This is a genomic window from Paenibacillus sp. B01 (assembly GCF_009649995.1).
Lineage (GTDB): Bacteria > Bacillota > Bacilli > Paenibacillales > Paenibacillaceae > Paenibacillus_O > Paenibacillus_O pasadenensis.
This window is the reverse complement of sequence record NZ_CP045802.1, coordinates 3,866,751-3,890,618: the sequence shown is the minus strand read 5'-3', so window position 1 is coordinate 3,890,618 and position 23,868 is coordinate 3,866,751. Positions and strand designations below refer to the sequence as shown.

General features: G+C 65.1%; 23 protein-coding genes and 1 riboswitch. Of the genes, 18 read left to right on the top strand and 5 right to left on the bottom strand.

What is annotated here, in order from left to right:
- Positions 1-13 precede the first annotated feature (13 nt).
- The gene (locus GE073_RS16750; RefSeq protein ID WP_153783894.1) at positions 14-1,993 is read right to left on the bottom strand and encodes a stalk domain-containing protein; all 1,980 of its coding nucleotides are present in this window, start codon (positions 1,991-1,993) and stop codon (positions 14-16) included.
- A 128-nt stretch (positions 1,994-2,121) separates the two neighbouring features.
- Positions 2,122-2,880 (bottom strand): YdcF family protein, encoded by a 759-nt coding sequence (locus GE073_RS16745; RefSeq protein ID WP_101807835.1) that lies wholly within the window; start codon positions 2,878-2,880, stop codon positions 2,122-2,124.
- A gap of 295 nt (positions 2,881-3,175) precedes the next feature.
- Between GE073_RS16745 and GE073_RS16740 the strand changes: the two genes are divergently transcribed.
- The 3 genes from GE073_RS16740 to GE073_RS16730 are packed head-to-tail and all read left to right on the top strand — an operon-like array spanning position 3,176 to position 5,771.
- Entirely contained in the window at positions 3,176-4,180 is a 1,005-nt protein-coding gene (locus GE073_RS16740; protein ID WP_101807834.1) for a methionine ABC transporter ATP-binding protein, read from the top strand.
- Between the two features lie 32 nt (positions 4,181-4,212).
- On the top strand, positions 4,213-4,872 hold the full coding sequence (locus GE073_RS16735) for a methionine ABC transporter permease (protein WP_028597167.1): 660 nt from the start codon (positions 4,213-4,215) through the stop codon (positions 4,870-4,872).
- Between the two features lie 50 nt (positions 4,873-4,922).
- Complete coding sequence (locus GE073_RS16730; protein ID WP_028597166.1) at positions 4,923-5,771, top strand: MetQ/NlpA family ABC transporter substrate-binding protein; 849 nt, start codon at positions 4,923-4,925, stop codon at positions 5,769-5,771.
- 580 nt (positions 5,772-6,351) lie between these two features.
- On the opposite strand, the gene GE073_RS16725 is transcribed toward GE073_RS16730, so the two are convergent.
- From GE073_RS16725 to GE073_RS16715, 3 genes are all read right to left on the bottom strand, one after another.
- Positions 6,352-7,824, bottom strand: a complete 1,473-nt coding sequence (locus tag GE073_RS16725) for an NAD(P)/FAD-dependent oxidoreductase (RefSeq protein ID WP_101807832.1) — start codon at positions 7,822-7,824, stop codon at positions 6,352-6,354.
- A 48-nt stretch (positions 7,825-7,872) separates the two neighbouring features.
- Positions 7,873-7,971, bottom strand: a riboswitch (purine riboswitch).
- 274 nt (positions 7,972-8,245) lie between these two features.
- Complete coding sequence (locus tag GE073_RS16720; RefSeq protein ID WP_052332875.1) at positions 8,246-8,815, bottom strand: C40 family peptidase; 570 nt, start codon at positions 8,813-8,815, stop codon at positions 8,246-8,248.
- Positions 8,816-9,013: 198 nt separating this feature from the next.
- On the bottom strand, positions 9,014-10,267 hold the full coding sequence (locus GE073_RS16715) for a CynX/NimT family MFS transporter (RefSeq protein ID WP_228551588.1): 1,254 nt from the start codon (positions 10,265-10,267) through the stop codon (positions 9,014-9,016).
- 374 nt (positions 10,268-10,641) lie between these two features.
- On the opposite strand from GE073_RS16715, the gene spoVAC reads away from it, so the two are divergent.
- The 15 genes from spoVAC (at position 10,642) to GE073_RS16640 (ending at position 23,845) form a co-directional block, all read left to right on the top strand.
- Positions 10,642-11,133 carry a stage V sporulation protein AC gene (gene spoVAC, locus GE073_RS16710; RefSeq protein WP_028597163.1) on the top strand — a complete coding sequence of 164 codons (492 nt, stop codon included), beginning with the start codon at positions 10,642-10,644 and terminating at the stop codon, positions 11,131-11,133.
- Position 11,134: 1 nt separating this feature from the next.
- On the top strand, positions 11,135-12,154 hold the full coding sequence (spoVAD, locus tag GE073_RS16705) for a stage V sporulation protein AD (RefSeq protein ID WP_028597162.1): 1,020 nt from the start codon (positions 11,135-11,137) through the stop codon (positions 12,152-12,154).
- Positions 12,151-12,501, top strand: coding sequence for a stage V sporulation protein AE (gene spoVAE, locus GE073_RS16700; RefSeq protein WP_028597161.1), 351 nt, complete (start codon positions 12,151-12,153; stop codon positions 12,499-12,501). Before spoVAD ends, spoVAE begins: the two co-directional genes overlap by 4 nt.
- A gap of 182 nt (positions 12,502-12,683) precedes the next feature.
- Entirely contained in the window at positions 12,684-13,640 is a 957-nt protein-coding gene (locus tag GE073_RS16695; RefSeq protein WP_052332874.1) for an AAA family ATPase, read from the top strand.
- A gap of 2 nt (positions 13,641-13,642) precedes the next feature.
- A complete protein-coding gene (locus GE073_RS16690; RefSeq protein WP_043110746.1) occupies positions 13,643-14,926 on the top strand; it encodes a DUF58 domain-containing protein in 1,284 nt (427 codons plus the stop codon).
- Positions 14,913-17,180, top strand: a complete 2,268-nt coding sequence (locus tag GE073_RS16685) for a transglutaminase TgpA family protein (RefSeq protein WP_052332873.1) — start codon at positions 14,913-14,915, stop codon at positions 17,178-17,180. Before GE073_RS16690 ends, GE073_RS16685 begins: the two co-directional genes overlap by 14 nt.
- Before the next feature lie 239 nt (positions 17,181-17,419).
- Positions 17,420-17,947, top strand: coding sequence for a YqeG family HAD IIIA-type phosphatase (locus tag GE073_RS16680; protein ID WP_028597159.1), 528 nt, complete (start codon positions 17,420-17,422; stop codon positions 17,945-17,947).
- Between the two features lie 20 nt (positions 17,948-17,967).
- A complete protein-coding gene (yqeH, locus tag GE073_RS16675; RefSeq protein WP_043110816.1) occupies positions 17,968-19,086 on the top strand; it encodes a ribosome biogenesis GTPase YqeH in 1,119 nt (372 codons plus the stop codon).
- A gap of 35 nt (positions 19,087-19,121) precedes the next feature.
- Positions 19,122-20,018, top strand: coding sequence for a shikimate dehydrogenase (aroE, locus tag GE073_RS16670; protein ID WP_101807828.1), 897 nt, complete (start codon positions 19,122-19,124; stop codon positions 20,016-20,018).
- 47 nt (positions 20,019-20,065) lie between these two features.
- On the top strand, positions 20,066-20,362 hold the full coding sequence (yhbY, locus tag GE073_RS16665; RefSeq protein WP_153783892.1) for a ribosome assembly RNA-binding protein YhbY: 297 nt from the start codon (positions 20,066-20,068) through the stop codon (positions 20,360-20,362).
- A 35-nt stretch (positions 20,363-20,397) separates the two neighbouring features.
- Positions 20,398-21,012 (top strand): nicotinate-nucleotide adenylyltransferase, encoded by a 615-nt coding sequence (gene nadD, locus GE073_RS16660; RefSeq protein WP_101807827.1) that lies wholly within the window; start codon positions 20,398-20,400, stop codon positions 21,010-21,012.
- On the top strand, positions 21,005-21,574 hold the full coding sequence (gene yqeK / locus GE073_RS16655; protein ID WP_101808228.1) for a bis(5'-nucleosyl)-tetraphosphatase (symmetrical) YqeK: 570 nt from the start codon (positions 21,005-21,007) through the stop codon (positions 21,572-21,574). The genes nadD and yqeK overlap by 8 nt, the downstream gene beginning before the upstream one ends.
- 18 nt (positions 21,575-21,592) lie before the next feature.
- Positions 21,593-21,940, top strand: coding sequence for a ribosome silencing factor (gene rsfS, locus GE073_RS16650; RefSeq protein ID WP_028597153.1), 348 nt, complete (start codon positions 21,593-21,595; stop codon positions 21,938-21,940).
- A complete protein-coding gene (locus GE073_RS16645) occupies positions 21,937-23,049 on the top strand; it encodes a CvfB family protein (RefSeq protein ID WP_153783891.1) in 1,113 nt (370 codons plus the stop codon). The genes rsfS and GE073_RS16645 overlap by 4 nt, the downstream gene beginning before the upstream one ends.
- Before the next feature lie 22 nt (positions 23,050-23,071).
- The gene (locus GE073_RS16640; RefSeq protein WP_153783890.1) at positions 23,072-23,845 is read left to right on the top strand and encodes a class I SAM-dependent DNA methyltransferase; all 774 of its coding nucleotides are present in this window, start codon (positions 23,072-23,074) and stop codon (positions 23,843-23,845) included.
- Positions 23,846-23,868 lie beyond the last annotated feature (23 nt).

The window sequence follows — 23,868 nt, the reverse complement described above, 5'->3', positions numbered from 1 at the left end:
CTTTCTTGCCCTTCTAGCTCTTGAGAGGAGGCATCGGCTGGAACACCATCGTGATCGGCAGGTTGCTGCCGGAGGCGATCATGTACTTGAGCTCGACCGTCTCCGGGCTGTCGCCGGAGCGGTGCAGCACGGCCGCCTCGCTGGAGTTCTTGAGCTGCTCGTTGTTCGTCACCGGCACGATCTGGCCGTTGACGATGAACGCTCCCGCATACAGGCCGCCGCGCGGATTGAGGTAGATGACCGTGCGCGGGGCGAGCGTGACCGTCATTTTGTACAGCACGCCGAAGTTGCCCCGGTTGAGCTGCAGCGAGCCGTCGGAGTTGTCGTAGCCGTCGAGGTACGGATCGAGCTTGTTGTCGCCGAGCACGACGCGCTCCGCCTTGCCGCCTTCGCCGAGCATGCCGTCGATGTGGATGTCGCGCGTCGTGTTGTTGAACGAGCCGCGCGTGTGGGTGCCGTCCGCCGGCAGCAGCGAGAGCTGGTCGAGCGCGGCGATCGGCTCGCGGCCGTCCCGCACGACGACGACGCGGAAGCGCAGCGTGCGGTCGGCGGTGACGTCCGCGTAGGCGGAGTACACCATGCCCGGCTTGATCGCATTTTGCGAGATTTCGTTCAGCACGAGCTTCGTCTCGCCCGCCTTGATGTCCGTGTACGTCTGCGGTCCATTGGCGTTGACGGCGGTCAGATAGCGGATCGTCGACAGCTTGCCGGTGCGGATCTCGGACGGGTCGGGGCCGCCGGTGCCGGTCGCGCCGACGCCGAAGCGCGCCGTCTGGTAGCCCTCGTTGGTGACGGCCAGATACATGCGCACGTTGCCGGGCACGTTGCCGGACATGTTGTTCTTGTTGTGGAACAGCAGCCGCACCTTGCCGTCGAACTGGTCGTCGAAGACGATGCCTTCCTCGTTCCAGATCTCCGGACTGTTGCTGCGGATCATCTTGGACGGCTCGGAGTCGAAGTCGTAGCTGCGCGTCGGGATGTTCAGCACCTGATCGCCGTCGACGCGGATCTTCTCGCCCGGCTGAGCGAACAGCAGGCCGAATTCATTCTCCGTGTAGAGGATCTCGTCGGTGACGGAGATCGTTTTGCTGACGGTCGACGTCAGTCCCTGCGCATCGGTGACGGAGAGCGTGACCGTATGGTCTCCGGGCGAGAAGAAGGCGTCCTGCTTGCCCGTCCACTTCGTCTTGGCGGGATCAATCGCGTTGTTGTCGTCGCTGCTCAGATCCGTGTAGGCAATCTTCTCGCCTTGGCGGTAGACCGGCTTGTCGGTCGTGAAGTCGGCGACCGGCGGCTGGTTGACCGCGAGCACCTGCACCGTGACGGTGAACGGCTCGCTCCAGTTGCCGTCCGCATCCTGCGCGCGCCGAGTCACCGTATACGTGCCCGGCTCGACGAAGACGTCCTGGCGTCCCGTCCATTCTTCATTCAGCAGCGGCGCTCCGGACGGCGAGGCGTACTGGTCGACGTAGGTCACCGGATCGCCGGCATAGATGACGGCAGGCTGCACCTGGAAGCCTGCGGTCGGCGCCTGCTGCTCCGTCCAGCGGAGCAGGATCTGCTTGCCGCTGAAGCTGATGCTGCTACCGCTGATCTTGGCCCAGGTGCGGATCGGAATCATGAGCGAGCCTTTTTCGGAGTAGCTCGCCGCCTCGCCGGTCCATTTGGTCCCGTCGACCCAGATGTCCTTCGTATTCATCCGGAAGCGGATCTCGCCGCTCGGCGTCTTGGCGATCGATTCCTTGGCCTTGGCGTCGTAGGACGTCTTGTAGCCGTACAGCTGGGCGAGCGTGCTGAACGCCGCATAGCTGACGTCGTTCTTGATCGTCAGCGGCTGCACCGCCGTAATCGCCGTGCCGTCCTTGTCCATCTGCTTGCTTCCTTTGGTCAGCGTGATCGTGTTGACTCCCGGCTCGGCGCTCGCTTCGCCGGCGGCTCCGTAGAGCGGCGCGGCGGCAAGGCTGAGCAGGGCCAGGCTTTTCCACCATTTCATGAACGTGAACGACTCCTTTTCGCATCCTGCATGCAGGGTGATTCCCCGTGAGGCTCCCGTAACTAAGAACGCGCCCGGACTGGAAAAGTTGCGCCGAAGGAGGGAAATGTTCCCGGATGCGGGAGGCGTCACAGGCCGAGCTTAAGCGCGGCCAGGCCGAGATGCTCCTTGAGCGCCGCCTGGCTGAGCGCGAGCGCGGCGCCGGAGGGCAGCAGCTTGCTCCAGTACCAGCGAGGCTGGACCGGAGCCGCATAATCGACCGGATAGGGAAGAGGCTCGAGGCCGGCCTTGCGGAACTGCTCCAGGGCGCGGGGCAGATGGAGCGCGCTCGTCAGCAGCATCGGCCGGCTCAGGCCGCGCTCGTACAGGAGGCGGCGCGTCAGCCGCGCATTCTGCTCCGTATTGAGCGAGCGGTTCTCCAGCAGGATGCGGTCCGGGGGCAAGCCGAGCTCCCGCAGCTGGCGGCCGGCGATGTCCGCCTCGTTGCCGCTGTCCGGGTACACCTGGCCGCCGCTGAACAGCACCGGCAGCCCGGTCGAGCGCGACAGCCGGACCGCGGCGAGCAGCCGCGCCTCGGCGGTGGCGGACATGTTGCCGAGGCCGCCGACATCCGGCGTGTCCGGCACGGCGCCCGCTCCGAGCACGACGATGACGTCGCTCGCCGTCTCGTTCAGGGCGGGCTGCGGATACCGCTGCTCGAGGCTGCGGGCGAGCCCGTCGGCCGCCCACGGCGAGGACAGCGCATAGAGCAGCAGCAGCGCCGCGAGCGGCAGCATCGCCCAGCGGCGGTCTCGCCGGAGCATGCGCCACGAGGCGGCGCCGAGCAGCAGCAGGAACAGGCCGGGCGGCAGCAGGAAGCTATAGATGGCTTTAATGAAGTAGATCAACCAAGCACCTCCAGCTGTAGAGATCGGTTCGTTTCTTTTATCATCGAGGAGCGGGCGCTCGGGCGCAAGCCCTTCGTTTCTTGCATTCTCGCGGTGATGAGGTGCATTGACACCATTTTCGGGTACCTTTAAAATAAGTTGTTTGGTAACCGGGGTATGCTTTTTCGGTTCCTTTCGCAATCTAAAATTCATGCAAGCCGCTATAGACAAATGATAGGTCAGACTCTATAATACCACTTAAATCACTTGGTTTTGTAGGAATATTGACGGGCGGTGTTGTGCAGGAGGGATTAACCTGATCGAGTTGCAGCATGTCACCAAGATCTACAAGGGACGCGGAGGCACGGTCGACGCTGTCAAGGACGTCTCGCTCAAGGTGGAGCCGGGAGAAATCTACGGCATCATCGGCCATTCCGGCGCGGGCAAGAGCTCGCTGATCCGCTGCATGAACCTGCTGGAGCGTCCGAGCTCCGGCAAGGTGCTGTTCGGCGGCCGGGAGCTGACATCGCTCAAGGAGCGCGAGCTGCAGGCGGAGCGCCGGCGGATCGGCATGATCTTCCAGCATTTCAACCTGCTGACGAGCGCCACGGTGCGCGAGAACATCGCGTTCCCGCTCGTGCTGGCGGGCCAAAGCAAGCGCAGGCAGGCGGCGCGCGTGGACGAGCTGCTGGAGCTCGTCGGGCTGCAGGCGCACGGAGACAAATATCCGGCGCAGCTGTCCGGCGGGCAGAAGCAGCGCGTCGGCATCGCGCGGGCGCTGGCGGCCGAGCCGGCCGTGCTGCTGTGCGACGAGGCGACCTCGGCGCTCGACCCGCAGACGACGAGCTCGATCCTCTCGCTGCTGCTGAGCATCAACGAGAAGCTGGGGCTGACGATTATACTCATCACTCATGAGATGCAGGTCATCCGCTCGATCTGCGACCGCGTCGCCGTCATGGACGCCGGACGCGTCGTCGAGGAAGGGCCGGTGCTGGACGTGTTCCTGCGTCCTGCGCATGGCGTGACCAAGCAGTTCGCGGACGAGCTGTCCGAGCTCGAGGGCGGCGCTCCGCTGCCGCGGCGGGCCGGATCGAAGCTGGTGCGGCTGCACTTCGTCGGCGAGGAGACGTATGAGCCGGTGCTGTTCGAGGCGGTCAAAGACAGCGCGGTCCAATGCGCCATCCTGCAAGGAACGGTGTCGCGGATGAAGCATACGCCGTACGGCCAGCTGCTCGTCGAGCTGAGCGGCAGCCCGTCCGACATCGACGGGGCGATCGCCTCCCTGCGGAGCAGCGGCATCGACGCGGAGGTGCTGCCATGAGCGAGAACCTCAGCGCGCTGCGCTCTACCGGGATGGACTGGAGCCGCATCGATCCGGCCGAGATCTGGACCGCCACGCAGGACACCTTGTCGATGCTCGGCCTGTCGCTCGTGTTCACGATCGCGCTCGGCCTCGTCATCGGCGTCCTGCTCTATCTGACGTCCAGCCGCCAGCTTCTCTATCTTCCGGTCGTCTACTCGTTCTTGTCCCTCGTCGTCAATATTCTGCGCTCGGTGCCGTTCATCATCCTGATGATCGCCGTCATGCCGCTCACCAAGGAGATCGCCGGCACGACGATCGGCGTCGCCGGCACGATTCCGCCGCTCGTCATCGGCGCGGCGCCGTTTTTCGGCCGGCTCGTCGAGACGGCGCTGCGCGAGATCGACCGCGGCATCATCGAGGCCGCCCAGGCGATGGGCGCGTCCAAATGGGACATCGTGCGGCGGGTGCTGCTGCGCGAATCCCGGCCCGGCCTGCTGGCGGCCGTCACCGTGACGGCGATTACGCTCGTCTCGTACACCGCGATGGCGGGCGTCGTCGGCGGCGGCGGACTCGGGGATCTGGCGATCCGCTACGGCTACCAGAGGTATCAGACCGAGGTCATGATCGTCGCGGTCGTCGTGCTCATCCTTTTGGTCCAGCTGCTGCAGATGCTCGGCGACTGGCTTGTGCGCAAGATCAGCCGCAAGTGAACCTAGCTATACGATTTTTATTATAGAGAGAACCTACAGGAGGGTTAACCATGAACAAATGGCTCAAAGGAATCACCGTCGCGGCGCTGGCCGTATCGCTCGCTGCTTGCGGCGCAAAAAACGAAGGCAACAACGCTCCGGCTGACAACGCTGCGAACAGCGGCGGCGCGGCTGCCGAGCCGGTCACGCTGACCGTCGGAGCGACCGCGGTTCCGCATGCCGAGATCCTGAACCACGTCAAGGATCAGCTGGCCAAGGAAGGCGTCGACCTCGTCGTGAAGGAGTTCACCGAATACGTGCAGCCGAACGTTCAGCTGTATGAAAAGCAGCTCGACGCGAACTTCTTCCAGCATGTGCCTTACCTCGACGATCAGAACAAAGAGCGCGGCTATGACCTCGTGAAGGTCGTGAACGTGCATGTCGAGCCGATGGGCGCCTACTCCGACAAGATCAAGTCCGTCGACGAGCTTCAGGACGGCGCGACCGTAGCGATCCCGAACGACGCGACGAACGGCGGCCGCGCGCTGGCGCTGCTGGCCGAGAACGGCCTGATCACGCTCAAGGAAGGCGTCGGCATCGCCGCGACGGTGAAGGACGTGACCGAGAACGCGAAGAACCTCAAGTTCAAGGAGCTGGAAGCCGCGACGCTGCCGCGCGTGCTCGGCGAAGTCGATCTGGCCGTCATCAACACGAACTATGCGCTCGAAGCCGACCTGAACCCGACGGCGGATGCCCTCTTCATCGAGAGCAAGGACTCCCCGTACGCCAACATCCTCGTCGCCCGTCCGGACAACAAGGACTCCGAGGCGATCCAGAAGCTGGCCAAGGCGCTCAACAGCGAAGAAGTGAAAACCTTCATCGACGAGACGTACAAAGGCGCGATCGTCGCTGCATTCTAAACGCACATAATAGAAAAGGCCGTTCCCGGAAGTCCGGGAACGGCCTTTTTTGACATTATTGGGTATAGCCTAGGCCCCGCGTGCCGGGGAGCCTGCACGTCAGTGGTAAAAGTACCACTGACGTGCAGGCTCTGCGGCGGAAATGGCGCCCGTCAGTGGTAAAAGTACCACTGGTGGAGGCGCTGAGGAGGGATTGGCGTAGCAAAAGGACCGTTGCCGCTTCTCCGAACGGCAGCGGCCCGCTCTGCTTGATTGGCCTGATCGTACTCCGCGTTCAGCCGGAGACGATAGAGATTGCAATGGCCTCAGGCGAGGCGATCAAGCCGTCAGCGAGGTTGAAACCGGATGCGAAGCGGACGGGGGCTCGTGGAGAAGCGTCAGCGGTTCCCTTGGAGGCCGGATTCCTTCCGTTTCGGAAAAATAGAATCAAAGGAATCTGGGCTCCAGGGAGATCGGAACGAGTCCCCGCGCCGCGAAGCGAATGCCGGTTTCGAATGCCCGCGCCGCCGCTCCGGTCCCGCTTTCTGGTCGTCCGCCGAATGTTGGTCCCCCCGAATGTAATCGTCCGCCAGCAGCGCCGTCAGAGCGTCGGCAGAGCCGCCTCCGCTCCGGCAGCGGAGCCGCTCGTCCGGCGCAGCATGGCGCGCGCGATCCAGACGCCGGCCGCGCCGGCCTGGGCGAGGCCGCGCGTGATGCCGGCTCCGTCGCCGCCGCAGTACAGGCCGGAAATCTCCGTCTCCAGGTCGTTCGTGAGCTTCGGACGGGCGGAGTAGAACTTCGCTTCGACGCCGTAGAACAGCGTATGCTCGGACGCGATGCCCGGCGTCACCTTTTCCAGCGCCTCGACCATCTCGATCAGGCTGCGCATCGTGTTGTAGGGCAGCACGAGGCCGAGATCGCCCGGCACCGCCTCATGCAGCGTCGGCTCCAGGAAGCCCTCGCGGATGCGGCTCGCGGTGGAGCGCCGTCCGCGCAGGATGTCGCCGTACTTCTGCACGATGACGCCGCCGCTCGACAGGTCGTTGGCCCGCTGGCAGATCTCGCGCGCGTACTCGTTCGGCTTGTCGAACGGCTCGGTGAAGCGGTGCGAGACGAGCAGCGCGAAGTTCGTGTTGGACGAGCCGAGCGCCGGATCCTTGTAGGAGTGGCCGTTGGCCGCCATGACGCCGCTGTGGTTCTCGACGACGACGTGGCCGGACGGATTGCTGCAGAACGTGCGCACACGCGTGCCGACGGAAGTGTTGTAGATGAACTTGCCCTCGTACAGATGCTCGTTGATCTCGCGCATGACGACGTCGCTCGTCTCTACGCGCACGCCGACGTCGACCTGGTTGTTGTGCATCTTGAGGCGTCGGCGCTTCAGCACCTCGGTCAGCCAGGCGGAGCCGTCGCGGCCTGGGGCGACCATGACGACGTCGGCTTCATGCGTCTCGCCGCCGCGGATCGTAATGCCGGTCACGCGGTGCGCGCCGTTCTCCTTGACGGTGACGAGATCCTCGACCTCGGTCTTGAAGCGCATGTCGACGCGCGTCTGCAAGTAGTCGAAGATCGACTTCAGAATCGCGAGGTTCTGCTCCGTGCCCAGATGGCGCACCTCGGCGCGCAGCAGCTTGAGGCCGGCGGCGTAGCCGCGCTGCTCGATGTCGCGGATCGTATCGGTCGTCGGATCGGTGATTGCCGTCGTCGCTCCGTGCTCGAGGTTGATGCGGTCGACGTAGCGGATGAGCTCCAGCACTTGAGAAGGAGGCAGATAGTCCGTCAGCCAGCCGCCGAATTCGGTCGTGATGTTGAACTTGCCGTCGCTGTACGCGCCGGCGCCGCCGAAGCCGGCGGTGATCGAGCAGGCCGGCAGGCAGCCGGCGAATTCCTTCTTGCCCGCGGGCGGAGGACAGAGCTGGATCTTCTCTTCGAGAATTGGACAGCTGCGGCGGTCGATCGAGTGGCCCTTGTCGACGAGCAGCACCTTCAGCTGCGGCGCTTTGAGCGTGAGCTCGTAGCAGGCGAAGATTCCGGCCGGACCGGCTCCGACGACGATGACATCATATTTTCCCATGACCTTCATTCTCCTTTGGACGCAAAAATTCCCGGCTGCAAACGGGTATGCGAAAAGCAACCCGTTCGTAGCCAGGAATTTACGGTTCCTTGTAGAGACCCTCGGGCCGATTCCCGAGGATATACGAACGCGCCTAGCGGCGACAGTTGATATCGTAGCTCAGGAAAACGGATGTGTCAACGGTGGGGATGAAAATCATTCGCCTATCAGTAGTTTGGAAGAGAGAATGTATAGGTTCCATCGAATAAAATGACCAAAATCCGAACGATGAATCGGCGGCGAGTCTCCAATCAAAGCCGGACGTCCGAAGCGGGCGGAAGCGAACGGAAGCGAATGGAAGCATGTGAAAACCAACGGAAACGCCCCTCGATCCAGGCCGTGGAACGGCCGGAACGAGGGGCGTTTAGGGAGATGGCGCTCGCTATAGCACGCGCGCGGCGGAGACGAATCGTTTCTGATAGCTGCTGTTGAAGCTGCTGATGACGACGCCGTTCACATTGGAGCCGATCGTATTATGGATGAACTTGCCGTCGCCTATGTAGATGCCCACATGGCTGATCTTCGAGGAAGAGCCGCTGCTGCTGCGGAAGAACATCAGATCGCCTTTGCGAAGGCTGTCCTTGCCGACCTTGACGCCTTGCTTGCTTTGCGCCGTCGAGCCCCATTTCAGGCTGACGCCTTCGGAAGCGAACACATATTTCGTAAACGAGGAGCAGTCGAAAACAAGCCGGGACGGCTGGTTCGCGCCATAGACGTACTTGACCTTGCCTCGCAGCGACTGGGCGAAGGCGATGATGCGGTCGGCTTTCGAACTGGCCGAGACGGATGCGGCTGCATCGTCAGCCGAAGCGCTTGCCGCCGATGTCGAGACGGACGATACTGCGGCGGTGCTGGCGGCGGCCGTAGAGGGCAGCGAGAGTCCGGCGACAAGCGTCGCGGCGGCCGTGACGACAAGCAGACGGCGAAGCATCGGATGGTGGTGATGGTTCATGTTGGAGCGCCTCCTTATGCGTTGTGGGCCGATTGTAGCATCGGAGGACGAGCCTGGGTATCCTTCTTAGAAGATCCTAATACAGGAAAATGAAGGTAAAAAAAGCCCGGTCCTGAGCAAGGACCGAGGCTTGGGGGAGAGCGAATTCAGGTTGAAAAGCCGAGCCGCCCGTCTGGCGGGCCGTCAGCCGCCCGTTTGTCAGCGGGCAGGTCCGGTCAGCTTGCCGCCGGCCGGCGAGCGCAGCCCGCTCGCGCCGCCATGCGGCTCGCTGATCGTGCCCGGCCGGCCGGCGCCGAGGCCTAGGGCGACGACAACGACGGAGACGAGCAGCAGCACGGCCAGCACCGGATTCCACGAGCCGGTCCGGTCATGGAGCGTGCCGAGCAGCACCGGGCCGAAAGCGGCGAGAAAATAGCCGATCGACTGGGCCATGCCCGACAGGCGGGCGGCTTCTGCCGCCGTGCGCGTGCGAAGGCCGAAAAACGTCAGCGCCAGCGAAATCGTGGCGCCTTGGCTCAAGCCGAGCAGCGTGATCCAGAGCAGCGACATCGACGCCGAGCCCCAAAGCAGCCCGGCATATCCGCTCAAGGAAAGGGCGCCGGCAATGCCGACCAGAGGCACCTGGGAGCGCATCCGGCTCGCCCAGACGGGAACGAAGAAGGAGGTAGGCAGACTGACCAGCTGCATCAGCGACAGCAGCCAGCCCGCCGACGCCGCGCTGAAGCCGCGCTCGTGAAACAGCACGGGCAGCCAGGTGATCGTCGCATAGAACGTGAGCGACTGCAGACCCATGTACAGCGTGATCCGCCAGGCGAGCGGCGAGCGCAGCATGCGCGCCGGAGACTGGGCCGGCGCGGCGGCAGCCACGCGCTTGGAGCTCAGGCTGACCGGCAGCCAGACCGCGAACGCCAGCGCGGCGAGCAGCGCCCAGAGCAGCAGCGAGCGGCTCCAGTCCCAGCCCGGCAGCGCGGCGAGCGGCACCGACGCGCCGGAAGCGATCGCCGCGAAGACGCTCATCGTCACGGAGTAGGAGCCGGTCAGCAGTCCGATCTGTCCCGGGAAGTCGCGCTTGATGAGGCTCGGCAGCAGCACGTTGCTGACGGCGATCGCGAGCCCGAGCAGCGCGGTGCCCGCGAACAGCGCCTCCGTTCCAGGGAGCGCGCGGATCAGCATGCCGGCGAGCAGCAGCGCCAAGCCGTACAGCAGCGAGCGCTCGGAGCCGAGCTTTTCGGCCAGGCGGGGAGCCAGCAGCGACATCGCTCCGAAGGCGAGCAGCGGCAGCGAGGTAAGCAAGCCGGACATCTCGCTGCTCAGGCGATAATCCGTCGCGATCCGGTCGAGCAGCGGACCGACCGAGGTGATCGCGGCGCGCATGTTGGCGGCGATGAGCAGGATGCCGGCGACGGCAAGCCATGTCGGACGGCGTCCGGCAGGCGAGGAATGAGGAATCATGGATAAAGCCCTTCTTTCTGACATGCCTGTCATGACATAAGATGTAAGGTTATAAAACGGCCTGAAACGTACTATAGCGCATCTGAAGCTTTTCGTAAACGGCGGACAGGCTGTTCTATGCGAATGTAAAGCGGTGACGCGGTTGAAGAAGCAGCTCTTCTAATGCTTGCTGCGGTCGCCGGCCGCCTTGCGGACATGAGGGAGGGGCGGCTTTTGTTAGCCTTTCCTGAGCCGCCGCGCCTGACGAGCGGAAGGTTTTCGGGGACGAGCGATAGGATAAGGTCGGCCGCCAACGCTCATACTAATCCCAGACCATGGGCCGATCGCCGCGGTGGACCGCGTGCCGATCCAGCGGCCAGACAGGGGGATTCGACATGCCAGGCAACAGCGTTAAAGGCGAGGACTATAAAAAAATGACGATGTCTCCCAAGGAGTACAAGGCATTCGCGAAAAACCGGGAGCCGGCGCGCTCCGTGCTCGGCAACTGCATTCGCGCGTTCCTCGTCGGCGGCTTCATCTGCCTGATCGGACAGGGCGTCCAAGAATTTTTCATGCATGCCTTCGGCTTCGATGCGGAAAAGGCGGCGAACCCGACGGTCGCGGTCATGATTCTGCTGTCGATCATCCTGACCTGCCTCGGCGTCTACGACAAGATCGCCCAGTGGGCGGGAGCGGGGACGGCCGTGCCGGTGACGGGCTTCGCCAACTCGATGTGCTCCGCCGCGCTGGAGCATCGGAGCGAGGGGCTCGTGCTCGGCGTCGGCGCCAATATGTTCAAGCTGGCGGGCTCGGTCATCGTATTCGGCACCGTAGCGGCTTTTTTTGTCGGCATCGCGCATCTGATCCTCGGCACGGGGGGGCAGTAAGATGAAAAAAGGCAAGCAGACCTGGTGGTTCGAGAACCGGCCGGTCATCATCGGCACGGCGACGGTCGTCGGTCCGGACGAGGGCGACGGGCCGCTCGCGGCCGACTTCGATCTCGTCCATCCGGAGCTCGACCTGCAGCAGAAAAGCTGGGAGAAAGCCGAGCGGCTGCTGCTCGAGCAAGCCTCCGACCTGGCGATCAAAAAATCGGGAATCGCCAAGGACGAGCTGGAATTCTACGTCGGCGGCGATCTGATGAACCAGATCATCAGCAACACGTTCGCGGCGCGCACGCTCGGCGTGCCGTATCTTGGTGTCTTCGGCGCCTGCTCGACCTCGATGGAGTCGCTGGCGATCGCCTCCATGATCGTCAATTCGGGCAACGGCACCCATGTGCTCGCCGGCACCTGCAGCCATAACTGCACGGCCGAGAAGCAGTTCCGCTATCCGACCGAGTACGGCTCGCAAAAGCCGCCGACCGCCCAGTACACGATCACGGGAGCGGGCGCGGCGATCGTCGCTCCGGCAGGCAGCGGGCCGGTCGTCGAATGCGCGACGATCGGCCGCATCGTCGATCTCGGCGTCAAGGATCCGTTCAACATGGGAGCGGCGATGGCGCCGGCGGCCGTCGATACGATCCAGGCGCATCTGACCGACACGGGCCGCTCGCCCGGCGACTACGACATGATCGTCACCGGCGACCTGGCGACGGTCGGCCACCGGATCGCGACCGATCTGCTCAAGCGCGGCGGCGTCCCGATGGAGGAGACGGTGTTCGCCGACTGCGGGCTCATGGTGTACGATGTCGACCGCCAGAAGGTCCAGGCCGGCGGCAGCGGCTGCGCCTGCTCCGCTGTCGTCACCTACGGCCATCTGCTCAAGCGGATCGAGAAAGGCGAGCTGAGGCGGATCCTGGTCGTCGCGACCGGCGCGCTGCTGTCGCCGCTGTCGTTTCAGCAGGGTGAGAGCATCCCGTGCATCGCGCATGCCGTATCCATCGAAAGAAACGAGGTGAAGCCATGATCTATCTGTGGGCGTTTGTCATCGGAGGGGCGATCTGCGTATTCGGGCAGCTGCTGTTCGACGTCGTGAAGCTGACTCCGGCGCATACGATGTCGCTGCTCGTCGTGCTCGGCGCGATCGTCGACGGGCTCGGCTGGTACGAGCCGCTCATCAAGTTCGCCGGCGCGGGGGTGACGGTGCCGATTACCAGCTTCGGCAACTCGCTCGTGCACGGGGCGCTGACGGAGCTGCATGATACCGGCTGGATCGGCGTCATCTCCGGCATCTTCAAGGTGACGAGCGCGGGCATAAGCGCCGCGATCATCTTTTCGTTCCTCGCCGCGCTCATCGTTCGTCCCAAAGGGTGAAACCTTTTGGCCGTTCCGCTCGTTGATTGGAGAATCCTCCTCCTGGAGGATTCTCCAATTTTTTTTGCGATGCGAGCGGACTGGGAAATGTTGTTGAGGCATCCCGGTTCCTGTAAACTAATGAGACCAGCGTCCCATGGCGCTGGCTCACTCGATGTAGAATTCGGGAAGGAGTTGTCGACTTGGAAGTCTATGCCCCTCATACGCGGCTGTGCTCGTCCATCCGCAGCAACCTGGAATCCGTCATCCTCGGCAAGGAGCGGGAGATCGAGCTTGTTCTGATCGCGCTTCTCGCCGGCGGCCATCTGCTGCTGGAGGACGTTCCCGGCACCGGCAAAACCCAGCTGGTCAAAGCTCTTGCCCGTTCCATCGGCGGCGATTTCCGGCGCATCCAATGCAATCCGGACCTGCTGCCTACCGATATCACCGGCCTCACGATCTATCATCCCCGCGAAGAACAATTCATTTTCCGTCCCGGTCCGATCATGTCCCATCTCGTGCTCGCCGACGAGATCAACCGCGCCACCACCAAGACCCAGTCCGCGCTGCTCGAGGCGATGGAGGAGAACAGCGTGACGGTCGACGGCGAGACGCACGCGCTTCCCGCGCCGTTCATCCTGATCGCCACCCAGAATCCGATCGAGTTCGAAGGCACCTATTTGCTGCCCGAGGCGCAGATGGACCGCTTCATGATGAAGCTGTCGCTCGGCTATCCCGGCGAGGCGGACGAAAAGCGGATGGTGCTGGGGCGCCAGAGCGGCCATCCGGTAGACGCGCTGGAGCGCGTCGCCTCGATCGCCGACATCATCGCCCTGCAGCAGCAGGCGGAGCGGATCCATGCCGACGAAGCCGTCGCCGACTATCTCGTGCGCATCGTGCGCGGCACGCGCGAGCATGAAGGCGTGCAGCTCGGCGCCAGCCCGCGCGCGGCCGTAGCGCTCATGCGCGCGGCCAAAGCGCGGGCGCTCGTCGAGCAGCGGGAATACGTCATTCCCGACGACGTCAAGCAGCTTTCGCCCCATGTGCTCTCCCACCGGCTGCTGCTGCAGCCTTCTGCCCGTCTGCGGGGGACGCGTCCCGAGACGGTCGTCCAGGATGTCATCGAGCGGACCAAGGCTCCGGTCCGTCTGGAGCGATGAGCATGCGACGGCCGGCCACGGATCGACGCTCCGTCCGAGCGCGGCGCCGCTGGGGGCTGATGGCCTCGCTTTACGTCAGCAGCCTGCTGTACATGCTGTTTCAGGGCGGCAAGACCGCGGTCATGCTGTTCTGCATCTTCAATGGCCTCATCCTTTATCTGATCCTCGGTTATTGGAGCGGCATCCGCCGCATATCGGGCTCGCGCCGGATCGCCGCGACCGCTCCGGCAGGCATGGCCGCGGGCAGCGCCGACAGCCGGGTGCTCGCGGCGGGCGACAGCCTGCGCGTAGAGATGCAGCTGCGGCTGCCCGGCTATTATCCCGTTCCTTATGTGCTCGTGCAGGAGCGTCTCGAACGCAACGGCGGAGAGACGATTCCGTTCGAGGTCAGCTTCGTGCCGGGCATGCGCCGCAGCGGCGCCGCCGACTTCGAGACGCCGCCGCTGCGGCGGGGCGTCTACCGCTTCCTGCCGACGCTTTGCACGACCAAGGACGTCTTCGGCTTCCTCGAGCATGAAGGCAGCTTCGAGGAGGAGATGAGCTTCTCCGTCCGTCCGCGCACGATCGCGGTGCCGGGCTGGGACCGCGTCAGCCGCGGAGCCAAGGGGCATTTTTCCCACTCGGCGGCGCCGCGCTCCTCGCGCGAGACGACGCAGATCAACGGCATCCGCGAGTTCATCCCGGGCGACCGCCTCTCGCGCATCCATTGGGGAGCGACGGCCAAGACCGGCCAGTGGAAGTCCAAGGAGTTCGAGCGCGAAGCGCTTCCCCGCACGATCGTGCTGCTCGACGCCTGCGTCCGCAGCGGACCGGGCGAGGCCGAGCGGTTCGAGACGGCCGTATCGGCCGCCGCCTCGCTGTTCGAGCACGGCATGAAGCGGGGCACGTCGATGGGGCTGTGGTGCTCCTCGGCCGTCCCTGCCGCGCTCAAGGCGAGAAGCGGCGGCGACCAGCTGCATCGCGCGATGGAGCTGCTCACCGAGGCGAGCCGGGACGGCGCCGACCGGCTGGCGCAGGCGGTGCTGCGAGCCGATCCGATTCTGGAAGCGGGATCGATGACGCTGCTCGTGACCGACGCTCCGCCGGAGGAGATCCGGCAGGCGATGAGCTGGCTCGCTCGGCGCGGGCATAACCCGTGCTGCATCCGCGTGCTGGATGAAGACCAGGCCCGCTCCGCCGACGGCTTGTCCGATCATGCCGTCGGCCCGGTGCATGCGATCCGCAGCCTCGAGGAGCTGCCTGAGGCGCTGAGCGGAAGGGAGGCGGCTGCCGATGCTGGAAGCTGAACCGACGCGCGGCCGGATGCGCACCTCGCGCGGATGGGAGCGGCTGCAGCCGCCGGCGCGGGCGCGCTGGTTCCTCGCGCTGTCCGGCGTATTGACCGCCGTCATGATCGCGAGCTCCCTTTCGGTGCTGGAAGAGCTTTGGTGGGAAGAGACGTATACGATCGTCTATGCCGTGCTGGGCGTTGCGGCGCTGCTGGAGCTGCTGCCGGTGCGCCGTCTGCTGCGGCTCGTCCTGCAGGCTGTGGCTGTCGCCGTCATTTTGGTGCAGCTGGCGCCGGTCGATTGGAGCCTGCTGCCGAGACCGGCCGAGATCGGCTTAGGGGAGAGCGTCCGGGCCGCCGCGACGCTGCTGCATCCGTTCTGGGAAATCGCGCTCGCCGTTTGGGCCGTGCATGCGATGTTCGCCGCCTGGAACCGGGCGCGCATCCGCATCGTCGGCTTCACGACGGTCAACCTGCTCGTGCTGGCGATCTCCGACTCGTTCACGCCGATCTACTTGTGGGACAGCGTGGCGATCGTCGTGTTCGCCGGCCTCGTCTGGCTGATCGCCGAGCATTACGCCGGCTTCCAGCAGCGGCATCCGGTCAGCTGGCGGCGGCTGCTGCGATATCCGCTGCAGCTGCTGCTGCCGATCGTGCTCGTGCTGTCGCTCGTCATGGCCGCCGGCCTGGCGGCCCCCGAGATTCCGCCGCTGCTCAAGGACCCGTACACGGCCTGGCAGGAGTCCAGAGGGGTGGCGGTCCAGAACTTCGTCGGCGACAAGGGCATCGCGCCGGCCTCCTCCAAGAAGTCGGCCAAATCCGGCTACAGCCGGGACGACAGCAAGCTCGGAGGCGGCTTCAACTTCGACTATTCGCCGGTCATGGAAGTGTCGTCCACCCACAAGAGCTACTGGCGGGGAGAGACGAAGGATTATTACAGCGGCGAGGGGTGGAAGGCGAGCGAGGCAATCTCAAGCCCCTTCGAGCTTCCGCTCGGCACCGATCTTGGCGATCGTCCGGACATCGCCGGGGCGGAGACCGTGATGGTCGACCAGACGTTCACGATGCTGCGCAAGGACAAGTTTCCGGTGCTGTTCGCCGCTCCTTCCGTGCGTTCGCTGAAGCCGCCCGAGCGCGAGGACGGCTCGCGGATGCGGGTGCTGTACGATTCTAGGACGGAAAAGCTGATGCCCGATCCGGGCGGCAATGCCTATCCTTCCAGCTATACGATCCGCTCGGAGCAGGTCGTGCTCTCGGAAGAGCTTAAAGCGGCTCCAGCCATTATGGAGACTGGCATGATTTCCGACTATTACCGCCAGGTTCCTTCAAAAACGCCGAGCCGCGTCGCCGACCTCGCCCGCGAGATTACAGCCGGCGCGGCGACCGACTACGACAAGGCGAAGGCGATCGAGACGTATCTGAGCACGACGTTCCCGTACACGAACGAGCCCGACTTGACCAAGAAAAAGAGCGCCGACTTCGTCGACTCGTTCTTGTTCGAGATCCAGGAGGGCTACTGCGACTACTTCTCGAGCGCGATGGCCGTGCTGGCCCGCTCCGCCGGCTTGCCGTCGAGATGGGTCAAAGGCTACGCTTCGGGCACCGGCACGGTCGATCCCGAGGCGATGATGCGCGGAGGGCGCGAGGCGGCCGAGCGGATGGACCGCGACGGGGCCGATACGTACACGGTGCGCAATTCCGACGCCCACTCCTGGGTGGAGATCTACTTCGAGGGCTACGGCTGGATTCCGTTCGAGCCGACGCCGGGCTTCGCCTTCCCGTACGCTTCGGCCGCGGCCGAAGCCGCGCCGGAGCCGAGCCTCGCGCCGGAGCCGTCCGCAGCGCCAGACGCGACAGAGGCTCCGGCCGAAGCCGCAGGGCCGCTCGTGCCGAGATGGCTGGGCTGGACCGGGCTGGGCCTGTTCGCGGCAGCGGCGGCGGTGCTCGCTTTCCTGCGCCGCGACTGGCTCGCCGCCAGATGGCGCGGCTACCGGACCCGCTCGCTCACGGCCGAGCAGCGGATCGTCTGGGAGACCGAGCGGCTCATCCGCTCGGCGCGCCGCCACGGCCTCGCCAAGGCGGAGCATGAGACGCTGCGCGAGGCGGTGGAGCGCTGGTCCGGCCAGCGCCGCTTCCTCAAGCAGGAGCTGGGTGAAGTGCTCGGCCTGTTCGAGCGCACGAAGTACGGCGGCCGGCCGGCGACGCGCGAGGAAGCCGATTCGTATGCCGCCAAGGTCCGGGAGCTGAGCGGAAGGCTGCGCTCGCCGGGCTGATGCCCGGCCGGCGCGCTTGCGCCGGCGGCGCTCGGCAGGGGCTTCCCCTCCGAGCCCCGCAAGCCGTCCCTGCGCGCCGCATGGATGCGGCGAAAGACTCCGTTTCGAGCGCTGGCGAGCCGGCGCGCGGGACGGGGTTTTTCGCGCTTTTGCGCTTAAGGTTCCATTTTGCGCCTGCATCCTGTACTATGGTATAGTTTCGTAAGACAAGCAGGCTCTATAGCAAGGGAGACAAAGCGATGTTCGAACGGCTGGTGCCGCACATGCGCGTGAAATCTATATATGATATCGATCTGGATCTGCTCGCCCGCAAAGGCGTCAAGGGCATCATCACCGATCTCGACAACACCCTTGTCGGATCGAAGATCGCGCTTGCTACGCCCGAGCTGATCGTTTGGCTCGACCGGGTGCGGGAGCTCGGCTTCCAGGTCGTCGTCGTGTCTAATAACCACGAGACCCGGGTGTCGCGCTTCGCGCTGCCGCTGTCGATCCCGTTCATCCATGCCGCCCGCAAGCCGTCGACGCGCGCCTTCCGCAAGGCGCTCGTCGTGCTCGGGCTCGAGGCGGAGCAGACGGTCGTCATCGGCGACCAGATGATGACCGACGTGCTCGGCGGCAAGCGGATGGGATTGTACACGATTCTCGTCTCCCCGATCGCGCCGCTGGACGAAGGCTTCGGCACCCGGATCAACCGGCTGCTGGAGCGGATCGCCCTGACGCGGCTGCGCCGCAAGGGCCTGTGGCAGGAGGAGGAAACAGGCAAGTGAGCAAGCAAGTGAAGCCGATAATAGGGAAAAATAAGGACAAGCCGTCCTGCGCCGGCTGCGGCGCCGAGCTGCAGACGCTGAGCAAGGACCGGCCGGGCTATGTGCCCGCCTCCGCGCTCGACGCGGATGGGGCGATCTGCCAGCGGTGCTTCCGCATCCGCAATTACAATGACGCGGTCCAGGTGTCGATGGACCACGACGAGTTCCTCCGGCTGCTCGGCGGCATCGCGTCCACCGACAGTCTCGTCGTGCATATCGTGGATCTGTTCGACTTCGAGGGCAGCCTGATCTCGGGCCTGCAGCGGTTCGTCGGCGCCAATCCGGTGCTGCTCGTCGTCAACAAGATCGACCTGCTGCCCAAGGGCACGAACTACAACCGCATCCGCAACTGGGTGCAGCGCCAGGCCAAGGCCCAAGGGCTGCGCACGGTCGACGTCGTCCTGTGCAGCGCCAAGAAGGGCATGGGCTTCGAGCGCGTCGTCGAGTCCGTGGAACAGCTGCGCGGCCGCCGCGACGTCTATGTCGTCGGCGCGACCAACGTCGGCAAATCGACGCTCATCAACCGGCTCATCTCCGACTACAGCGACCTGGACCGCGAGCTGACCGTCTCGCGCTTCCCGGGCACGACGCTCGACGAGATTCGCATCCCGCTCGACGACGGCAAGGCGATCGTCGACACGCCGGGCATCGTCTACCCTTCGCGCCTGACGGAGCTCGTGCCGCGCGGCGTGCTCGGCGCGCTGCTGCCGGACAAGCCGATCAAGCCGCTCGTCTATCAGCTCGACGCGGGGCAGACGCTGTTTTTCGGCAGCCTCGTCCGCTTCGACTATACGCGCGGCTCGAATCTGAGCTTCACGCTCTATACGGCCAACGGGCTCAAGGTGCATCGCACGAAGCTTGAGCGCGCCGACGAGCTGTACGCCCAGCACAAGGGCGAGCTGCTCGCGCCGCCGACCGCGGCGGAGCTGGAGACGATGCCGGCCTGGACGCGCCATTCGCTGCGCGTTCCGCGCGGCAGCGAGTCCGATATCTTCATCTCCGGCCTCGGCTGGATCCGCGTCAACGGCACGAGCGGAGCCCAGATCGAAGTGTACGCGTCCAAGGGCGTCAAGGTGCTTGTCCGCGAAGCGCTCATCTAGAAGCTGCGCCACATCTCGCTACGGGAGGACTTACGATGCAGACCCGACTGGACGGCTCGGACCGGATCGCCGTCGACAGCTCGACGACGCTGTTCGGCGTCATCGGCGATCCGATCCGCCATTCCAAATCTCCGATCATGATGAACCGCGCCTTCCGCGAGACGGGCGTCAACGGCGTCTACGCGGCGTTCCATGTGACGGCGGACAAGCTCGGCGACTTCTGGCTCGGCGTCCGCGCGATGGGCATCCGCGGCGTCAACGTCACGATTCCGCATAAGCTGGACGTCATGCGCCATCTCGACTTCGTCGACGAAGGAGCGCGGCGGATCGGAGCGGTCAATACGGTCGTCAACAACGGCGGCATGCTGACCGGCTACAATACGGACGGCATCGGCTACGTGCGCTCGCTCAAGGAAGAGGCGATGCCGGAGCTGAAGGGCAAGCGCATCGCCGTCATCGGCGCCGGCGGCGCGGCGCGCGGCATCCTGTACGCGCTGCTCGGCGAGCGGCCGGAGCGGGTGAGCGTGCTGAACCGTACGGAGTCGCGGGCCCGGGAGCTGGCGGACGCCATGTCCGACCGCGGAGAGGTCGAGGCGCTGGCCGCGGCCGGCACGGACGCCGACGAGGCGATCCGCCGCGCCGATCTGGTCGTCAATACGACGTCGATCGGCATGTACCCGTATGTGGCCGACATGCCGATCGACATCTCGCTGCTGCGGCCGGATGCCGTATGCAGCGATCTCATCTACAATCCGCTGGAGACGGCCTGGCTGGCCGGCGCGCGCGAGCGCGGCTGCCGCACGCACGGCGGACTCGGGATGTTCATCTACCAAGGCGCTTACGCCTTTGAATATTGGACGGGACTGCCGGCTCCCGCGCAGGCGATGCGCGAGACCGTGCTGCAAGCGCTGCAGGTCCCGGCCGCGACTTGAAATTCCCGCCTCGCAGCGGGACGAGACAGAGAGGAAATGTGACGTTCATGACATTGACCGGCAAGCAAAAGCGCCATCTGCGCGCGCTGGCCCACCACCTGACCCCGATCTTTCAGATCGGCAAGGGCGGCTACAACGAGCAGCTGGTGAAGCATATCGCGGAAGCGATCGAGAAGCGGGAGCTGCTCAAAGTGAACCTGCTCAACAACTGCGACGAGGATCCGCGCGAGGTCGGCGCCCAGCTGGCATCAGGCTCCGGCTCGCATCTCGTGCAGGTGATCGGCAAGACGATCGTCCTGTACAAGGAGTCCAAGGACTACAAGACGATCGAGCTGCCGCGCTAGGCATTCGGCCCGCGATCGCGTAGAGGAGGAAGCCGATGCGCAAGATCGGACTGATGGGCGGCACGTTCGACCCGATCCATATCGGGCATCTCGTCGCCGCCGAGCGCTCCATGGAGGCATGCGGCCTGGACCAGGTATGGTTCATCCCGAATGCCGGCCCGCCGCTCAAGGAGCGCGCGCCCGGGGCGTCCCCCGAGGAGCGGCTGCGCATGACGGAGCTCGCGACGGAGGGTCATCCGGCCTTCCGCGTGCTGGATCTGGAGCTGCGGCGCGGCGGCGTCAGCTATACCTACGATACGGTGGAGGAGCTGAGCCGGCTGGAGCCGGACGCGGAGTTCCACCTGATCGTCGGCACCGACCGCATTCGCGATCTGCCGCTCTGGCACCGGATCGGCGAGCTCGCGCAGCGCATCCGCTTCATCGGGGTCGACCGTCCCGAGGACGGCGGCCAGCCGGCGGACCCGGCGCTCATGCCGCCGCTGCCGGAATCCCTGCGCGAGCGCGTCATCCGCGTGCCGATGCCGCAGCTGGACATCTCGTCGACGGCGATCCGCACGCGGCTCGCCGCAGGTCTGTCCGCGCGCTATCTCGTGCCGGACGCCGTGCTAAGCCATCTGACCGCAAAGGGGCTGTACCGCCATGATGGATAAGGAGCGTATGATCGAGACGATCCGCTCCGGCATGCCGGAGCGCCGCTGGCTGCATGTGCAGGGCGTCATCGAGACGTCGATCGTGCTGGCGCGGCGCTTCGGCGCCGATCCCGCCAAGGCCGAGCTGGCCGCCATCCTGCATGATCTGGCCAAGTATTGGCCGGTCGACCGGATGGAGGCCTACATCCGCGAGGAAGGCGTCGATCTGGACGTGCTCGGCTACGACAAGGAGCTGTGGCATGCTCCGGCCGGCGCCTATGCGGCGGCCAAGGACTTCGGCGTGACCGACGCGGAGGTGCTGGACGCCGTGCGCTGGCATACGTCTGGCCGCGAGTCGATGACGCTGCTCGACCGGGTCGTCTGCCTCGCGGACTATATGGAGCCGAGCCGCGAGTTTCCCGGCGTCGACCGCATCCGCGAGCTCGCCCAGACCGATCTGGACGGCGCGCTGACGGCCGGCTTCGATTCCACGATCCGCTTCCTGCTCGACAAAGGCAAGCGCATCTATCCGCTTACTGTAACGGCCCGCAACGGCCTGATCCGCAACACCACTACCACTTAAGCCCAAGGAGGCAACGGAATGGCCCTGAATTCCGAACAACTGCTGCAAGCGGCCGTCGAGGCGGCCGAAGATAAAAAAGCCGGCAACGTCGTCGCTCTGAACCTCAAGGAAATCTCGCTCGTCGCCGATTATTTCGTCATCTGCCACGGCAACTCCGATACGCAGGTGCAGGCGATCGCGACCGAGATCCGCAAGCGCGCCCAGGAGGGCGGCGTGACGATCCGCGGCATCGAGGGCATGGACACGGCCCGCTGGGTGCTGATCGACCTCGGCGACGTCGTCGTGCATGTGTTCCACCGCGACGAGCGGGATTATTACAGCCTGGAAAGGCTCTGGTCCGACGCCAAGGTCGTGGAGTTCGCATGACGACCTACGCCGGATCGACGATGAAGCTGAGGGTGGCGCGCGAAGTGTCGCCCTTCGGCTATTTTTTGTCTCTGGGCGACGATGAGGACACGGAGGTGCTGCTGCACTACTCCGAGACGAACGGCGTCAAGGTCAAGGAAGGCATGGAGGTCGAGGCGTTCCTGTTCCATGATACGGACGACCGCCTTTCCGCTACGCTCAAAAAGCCGCTTATCCGGCTCGGCGAGCTGAAGCGCCTCGCTGTCGCGGACATCCATCCGCGGCTCGGCTGCTTCCTCGAGATCGGGCTCGGCCGCCAGCTGCTGCTGCCGATCTCGGAGCTGCCGGAGCTGATCGACCTGCGTCCGCTGCCGGGGGACGAGGTGTTCGTGACGCTGACGCATGACAAGAGCGGCCGCCTGCTCGCCAAGCTCGCCCGCGAGGAGGACCTGGCCAAGCATGTGTTCCCGGCTCCCGCCACCTGGAAAAACGAGTGGAAAGAGGGCTGGGTGAGCCGCACGCTGCAGATGGGCTCGTTCGTCGTGCTCGACGGCGGCGTCGTCGGCTTCGGCGCGTACGGCATGATTCCGGCGGCGGAGCGGCCGGAGCCGCTGCGCCTCGGCCAGCGCGTGAGCGCGCGCGTCACGTTCGTGCGCGAGGACGGCCGCGTCAACCTGTCGATGGGCAAGCTCAAGCAGGTCGGCCGGATCGAGGACGCCGACCGGCTGCTTGCTTTCCTCAAGGAGCGTCCGGGCGGCGCGATGCCGTATTCCGACGAGACGCCGGCGGAGCTCATCAAGAACAAGTTCGGCATCAGCAAGTCGGCGTTCAAGCGCGCGGTCGGCAAGCTGATGCGCGACGGGATCGTCCGCCAGGAGGGCAACTGGACGAAGCTGCTGACGGAAGAGGAAGCGGCGGCGTTCAAGGCCAAGGCGGATGCGGTTAAGGCGGATGCGGCGAAGGCCGGAGCGGCCAAAACCGATGCGGCGAAGGCGGAGTCGGCGAAGGCCGGGGCGGCGCCAAAGCAGCCTGCCGCCACGGAACGCGCAGCCAAAGAGCCGGCGTCCAGGGAACCGATGAAAAAGGCGACGCAGAAAAAGCCTTTCCCGGGTCCGAACCGCGGCCGCTAGCCAGGAAGGAGATGCGAACGCGATGAGAGCGTATCGTCAATTCGCCGGCGTCTACGACCGGCTCATGGAGGACATGCCGTATCCGGACTGGATCCGCTTCATGCGGGAGTGCTGGGACCGCTACGGCATCCCGGAAACGGTGGCCGATCTCGGCTGCGGCACCGGCAGCCTGGCGATTCCGCTGGCGAAGTCCGGCTTCACCGTGTTCGGCATCGACCTGTCGGCCGACATGCTGGCGATCGCCCGCAGCAAGTGGGACGAGACGCCGCAGCAGGCGATCCGTCCGCGCGCGGGCTCGGTCCGCTGGCTGCAGCAGGACATGCGCGACTGGGAGCTGCCGCAGCCGGTCGACGCGGCGATCAGCTTCTGCGACTGCCTCAACTACCTGACAGAGGAAGAAGACGTCGAGGCGGCGTTCCGCGCAGCCTATCGGGGACTGAAGCCGGGAGGCGCGCTGCTGTTCGACGTCCATGCGCCGCTCACGCTGCGCCGCTACGCCGAGGAGCAGCCGTTCACGCTCGACGAGCGCGACGTCGGCTACATCTGGACGTCCGAGCTTGACGACGAGCGCGTCGAGATCCGCCATCATCTTACGATTTTCGCGCGCGACGAGTCCGACCGCGAAGGCCGGTTCGTGCGCTTCGAGGAAGTGCATCAGCAGCGCGCCTACGATCCGGACTGGATCGCCTCCGCGCTGCGCGCCGCCGGCTTCTCCCGCGTCGACCGCTACGCGGACTTCCGCCTGCACGAGCCGACGGAGCAGTCGGAGCGGCTGTTTTTCGCGGCCGTGAAGTAAGGAATTCGATACCGCCTCCAGCG

Excerpts from the sequence above, each read along its gene's own strand:
- GE073_RS16735 (WP_028597167.1), top strand. The coding sequence starts at position 4,213 with ATGGACTGGAGCCGCATCGATCCGGCCGAGATCTGGACCGCCACGCAG.
- GE073_RS16750 (WP_153783894.1), bottom strand. The coding sequence starts at position 1,993 with ATGAAATGGTGGAAAAGCCTGGCCCTGCTCAGCCTTGCCGCCGCGCCG.
- spoVAD (WP_028597162.1), top strand. The coding sequence starts at position 11,135 with ATGAAAAAAGGCAAGCAGACCTGGTGGTTCGAGAACCGGCCGGTCATC.
- yhbY (WP_153783892.1), top strand. The coding sequence starts at position 20,066 with ATGACATTGACCGGCAAGCAAAAGCGCCATCTGCGCGCGCTGGCCCAC.
- GE073_RS16645 (WP_153783891.1), top strand. The coding sequence starts at position 21,937 with ATGACGACCTACGCCGGATCGACGATGAAGCTGAGGGTGGCGCGCGAA.
- GE073_RS16685 (WP_052332873.1), top strand. The coding sequence starts at position 14,913 with ATGCTGGAAGCTGAACCGACGCGCGGCCGGATGCGCACCTCGCGCGGA.
- GE073_RS16680 (WP_028597159.1), top strand. The coding sequence starts at position 17,420 with ATGTTCGAACGGCTGGTGCCGCACATGCGCGTGAAATCTATATATGAT.
- aroE (WP_101807828.1), top strand. The coding sequence starts at position 19,122 with ATGCAGACCCGACTGGACGGCTCGGACCGGATCGCCGTCGACAGCTCG.
- GE073_RS16640 (WP_153783890.1), top strand. The coding sequence starts at position 23,072 with ATGAGAGCGTATCGTCAATTCGCCGGCGTCTACGACCGGCTCATGGAG.
- rsfS (WP_028597153.1), top strand. The coding sequence starts at position 21,593 with ATGGCCCTGAATTCCGAACAACTGCTGCAAGCGGCCGTCGAGGCGGCC.
- GE073_RS16730 (WP_028597166.1), top strand. The coding sequence starts at position 4,923 with ATGAACAAATGGCTCAAAGGAATCACCGTCGCGGCGCTGGCCGTATCG.
- yqeK (WP_101808228.1), top strand. The coding sequence starts at position 21,005 with ATGGATAAGGAGCGTATGATCGAGACGATCCGCTCCGGCATGCCGGAG.
- nadD (WP_101807827.1), top strand. The coding sequence starts at position 20,398 with ATGCGCAAGATCGGACTGATGGGCGGCACGTTCGACCCGATCCATATC.
- spoVAE (WP_028597161.1), top strand. The coding sequence starts at position 12,151 with ATGATCTATCTGTGGGCGTTTGTCATCGGAGGGGCGATCTGCGTATTC.
- GE073_RS16725 (WP_101807832.1), bottom strand. The coding sequence starts at position 7,824 with ATGGGAAAATATGATGTCATCGTCGTCGGAGCCGGTCCGGCCGGAATC.
- GE073_RS16720 (WP_052332875.1), bottom strand. The coding sequence starts at position 8,815 with ATGAACCATCACCACCATCCGATGCTTCGCCGTCTGCTTGTCGTCACG.
- GE073_RS16690 (WP_043110746.1), top strand. The coding sequence starts at position 13,643 with ATGCGACGGCCGGCCACGGATCGACGCTCCGTCCGAGCGCGGCGCCGC.
- spoVAC (WP_028597163.1), top strand. The coding sequence starts at position 10,642 with ATGCCAGGCAACAGCGTTAAAGGCGAGGACTATAAAAAAATGACGATG.
- GE073_RS16715 (WP_228551588.1), bottom strand. The coding sequence starts at position 10,267 with ATGATTCCTCATTCCTCGCCTGCCGGACGCCGTCCGACATGGCTTGCC.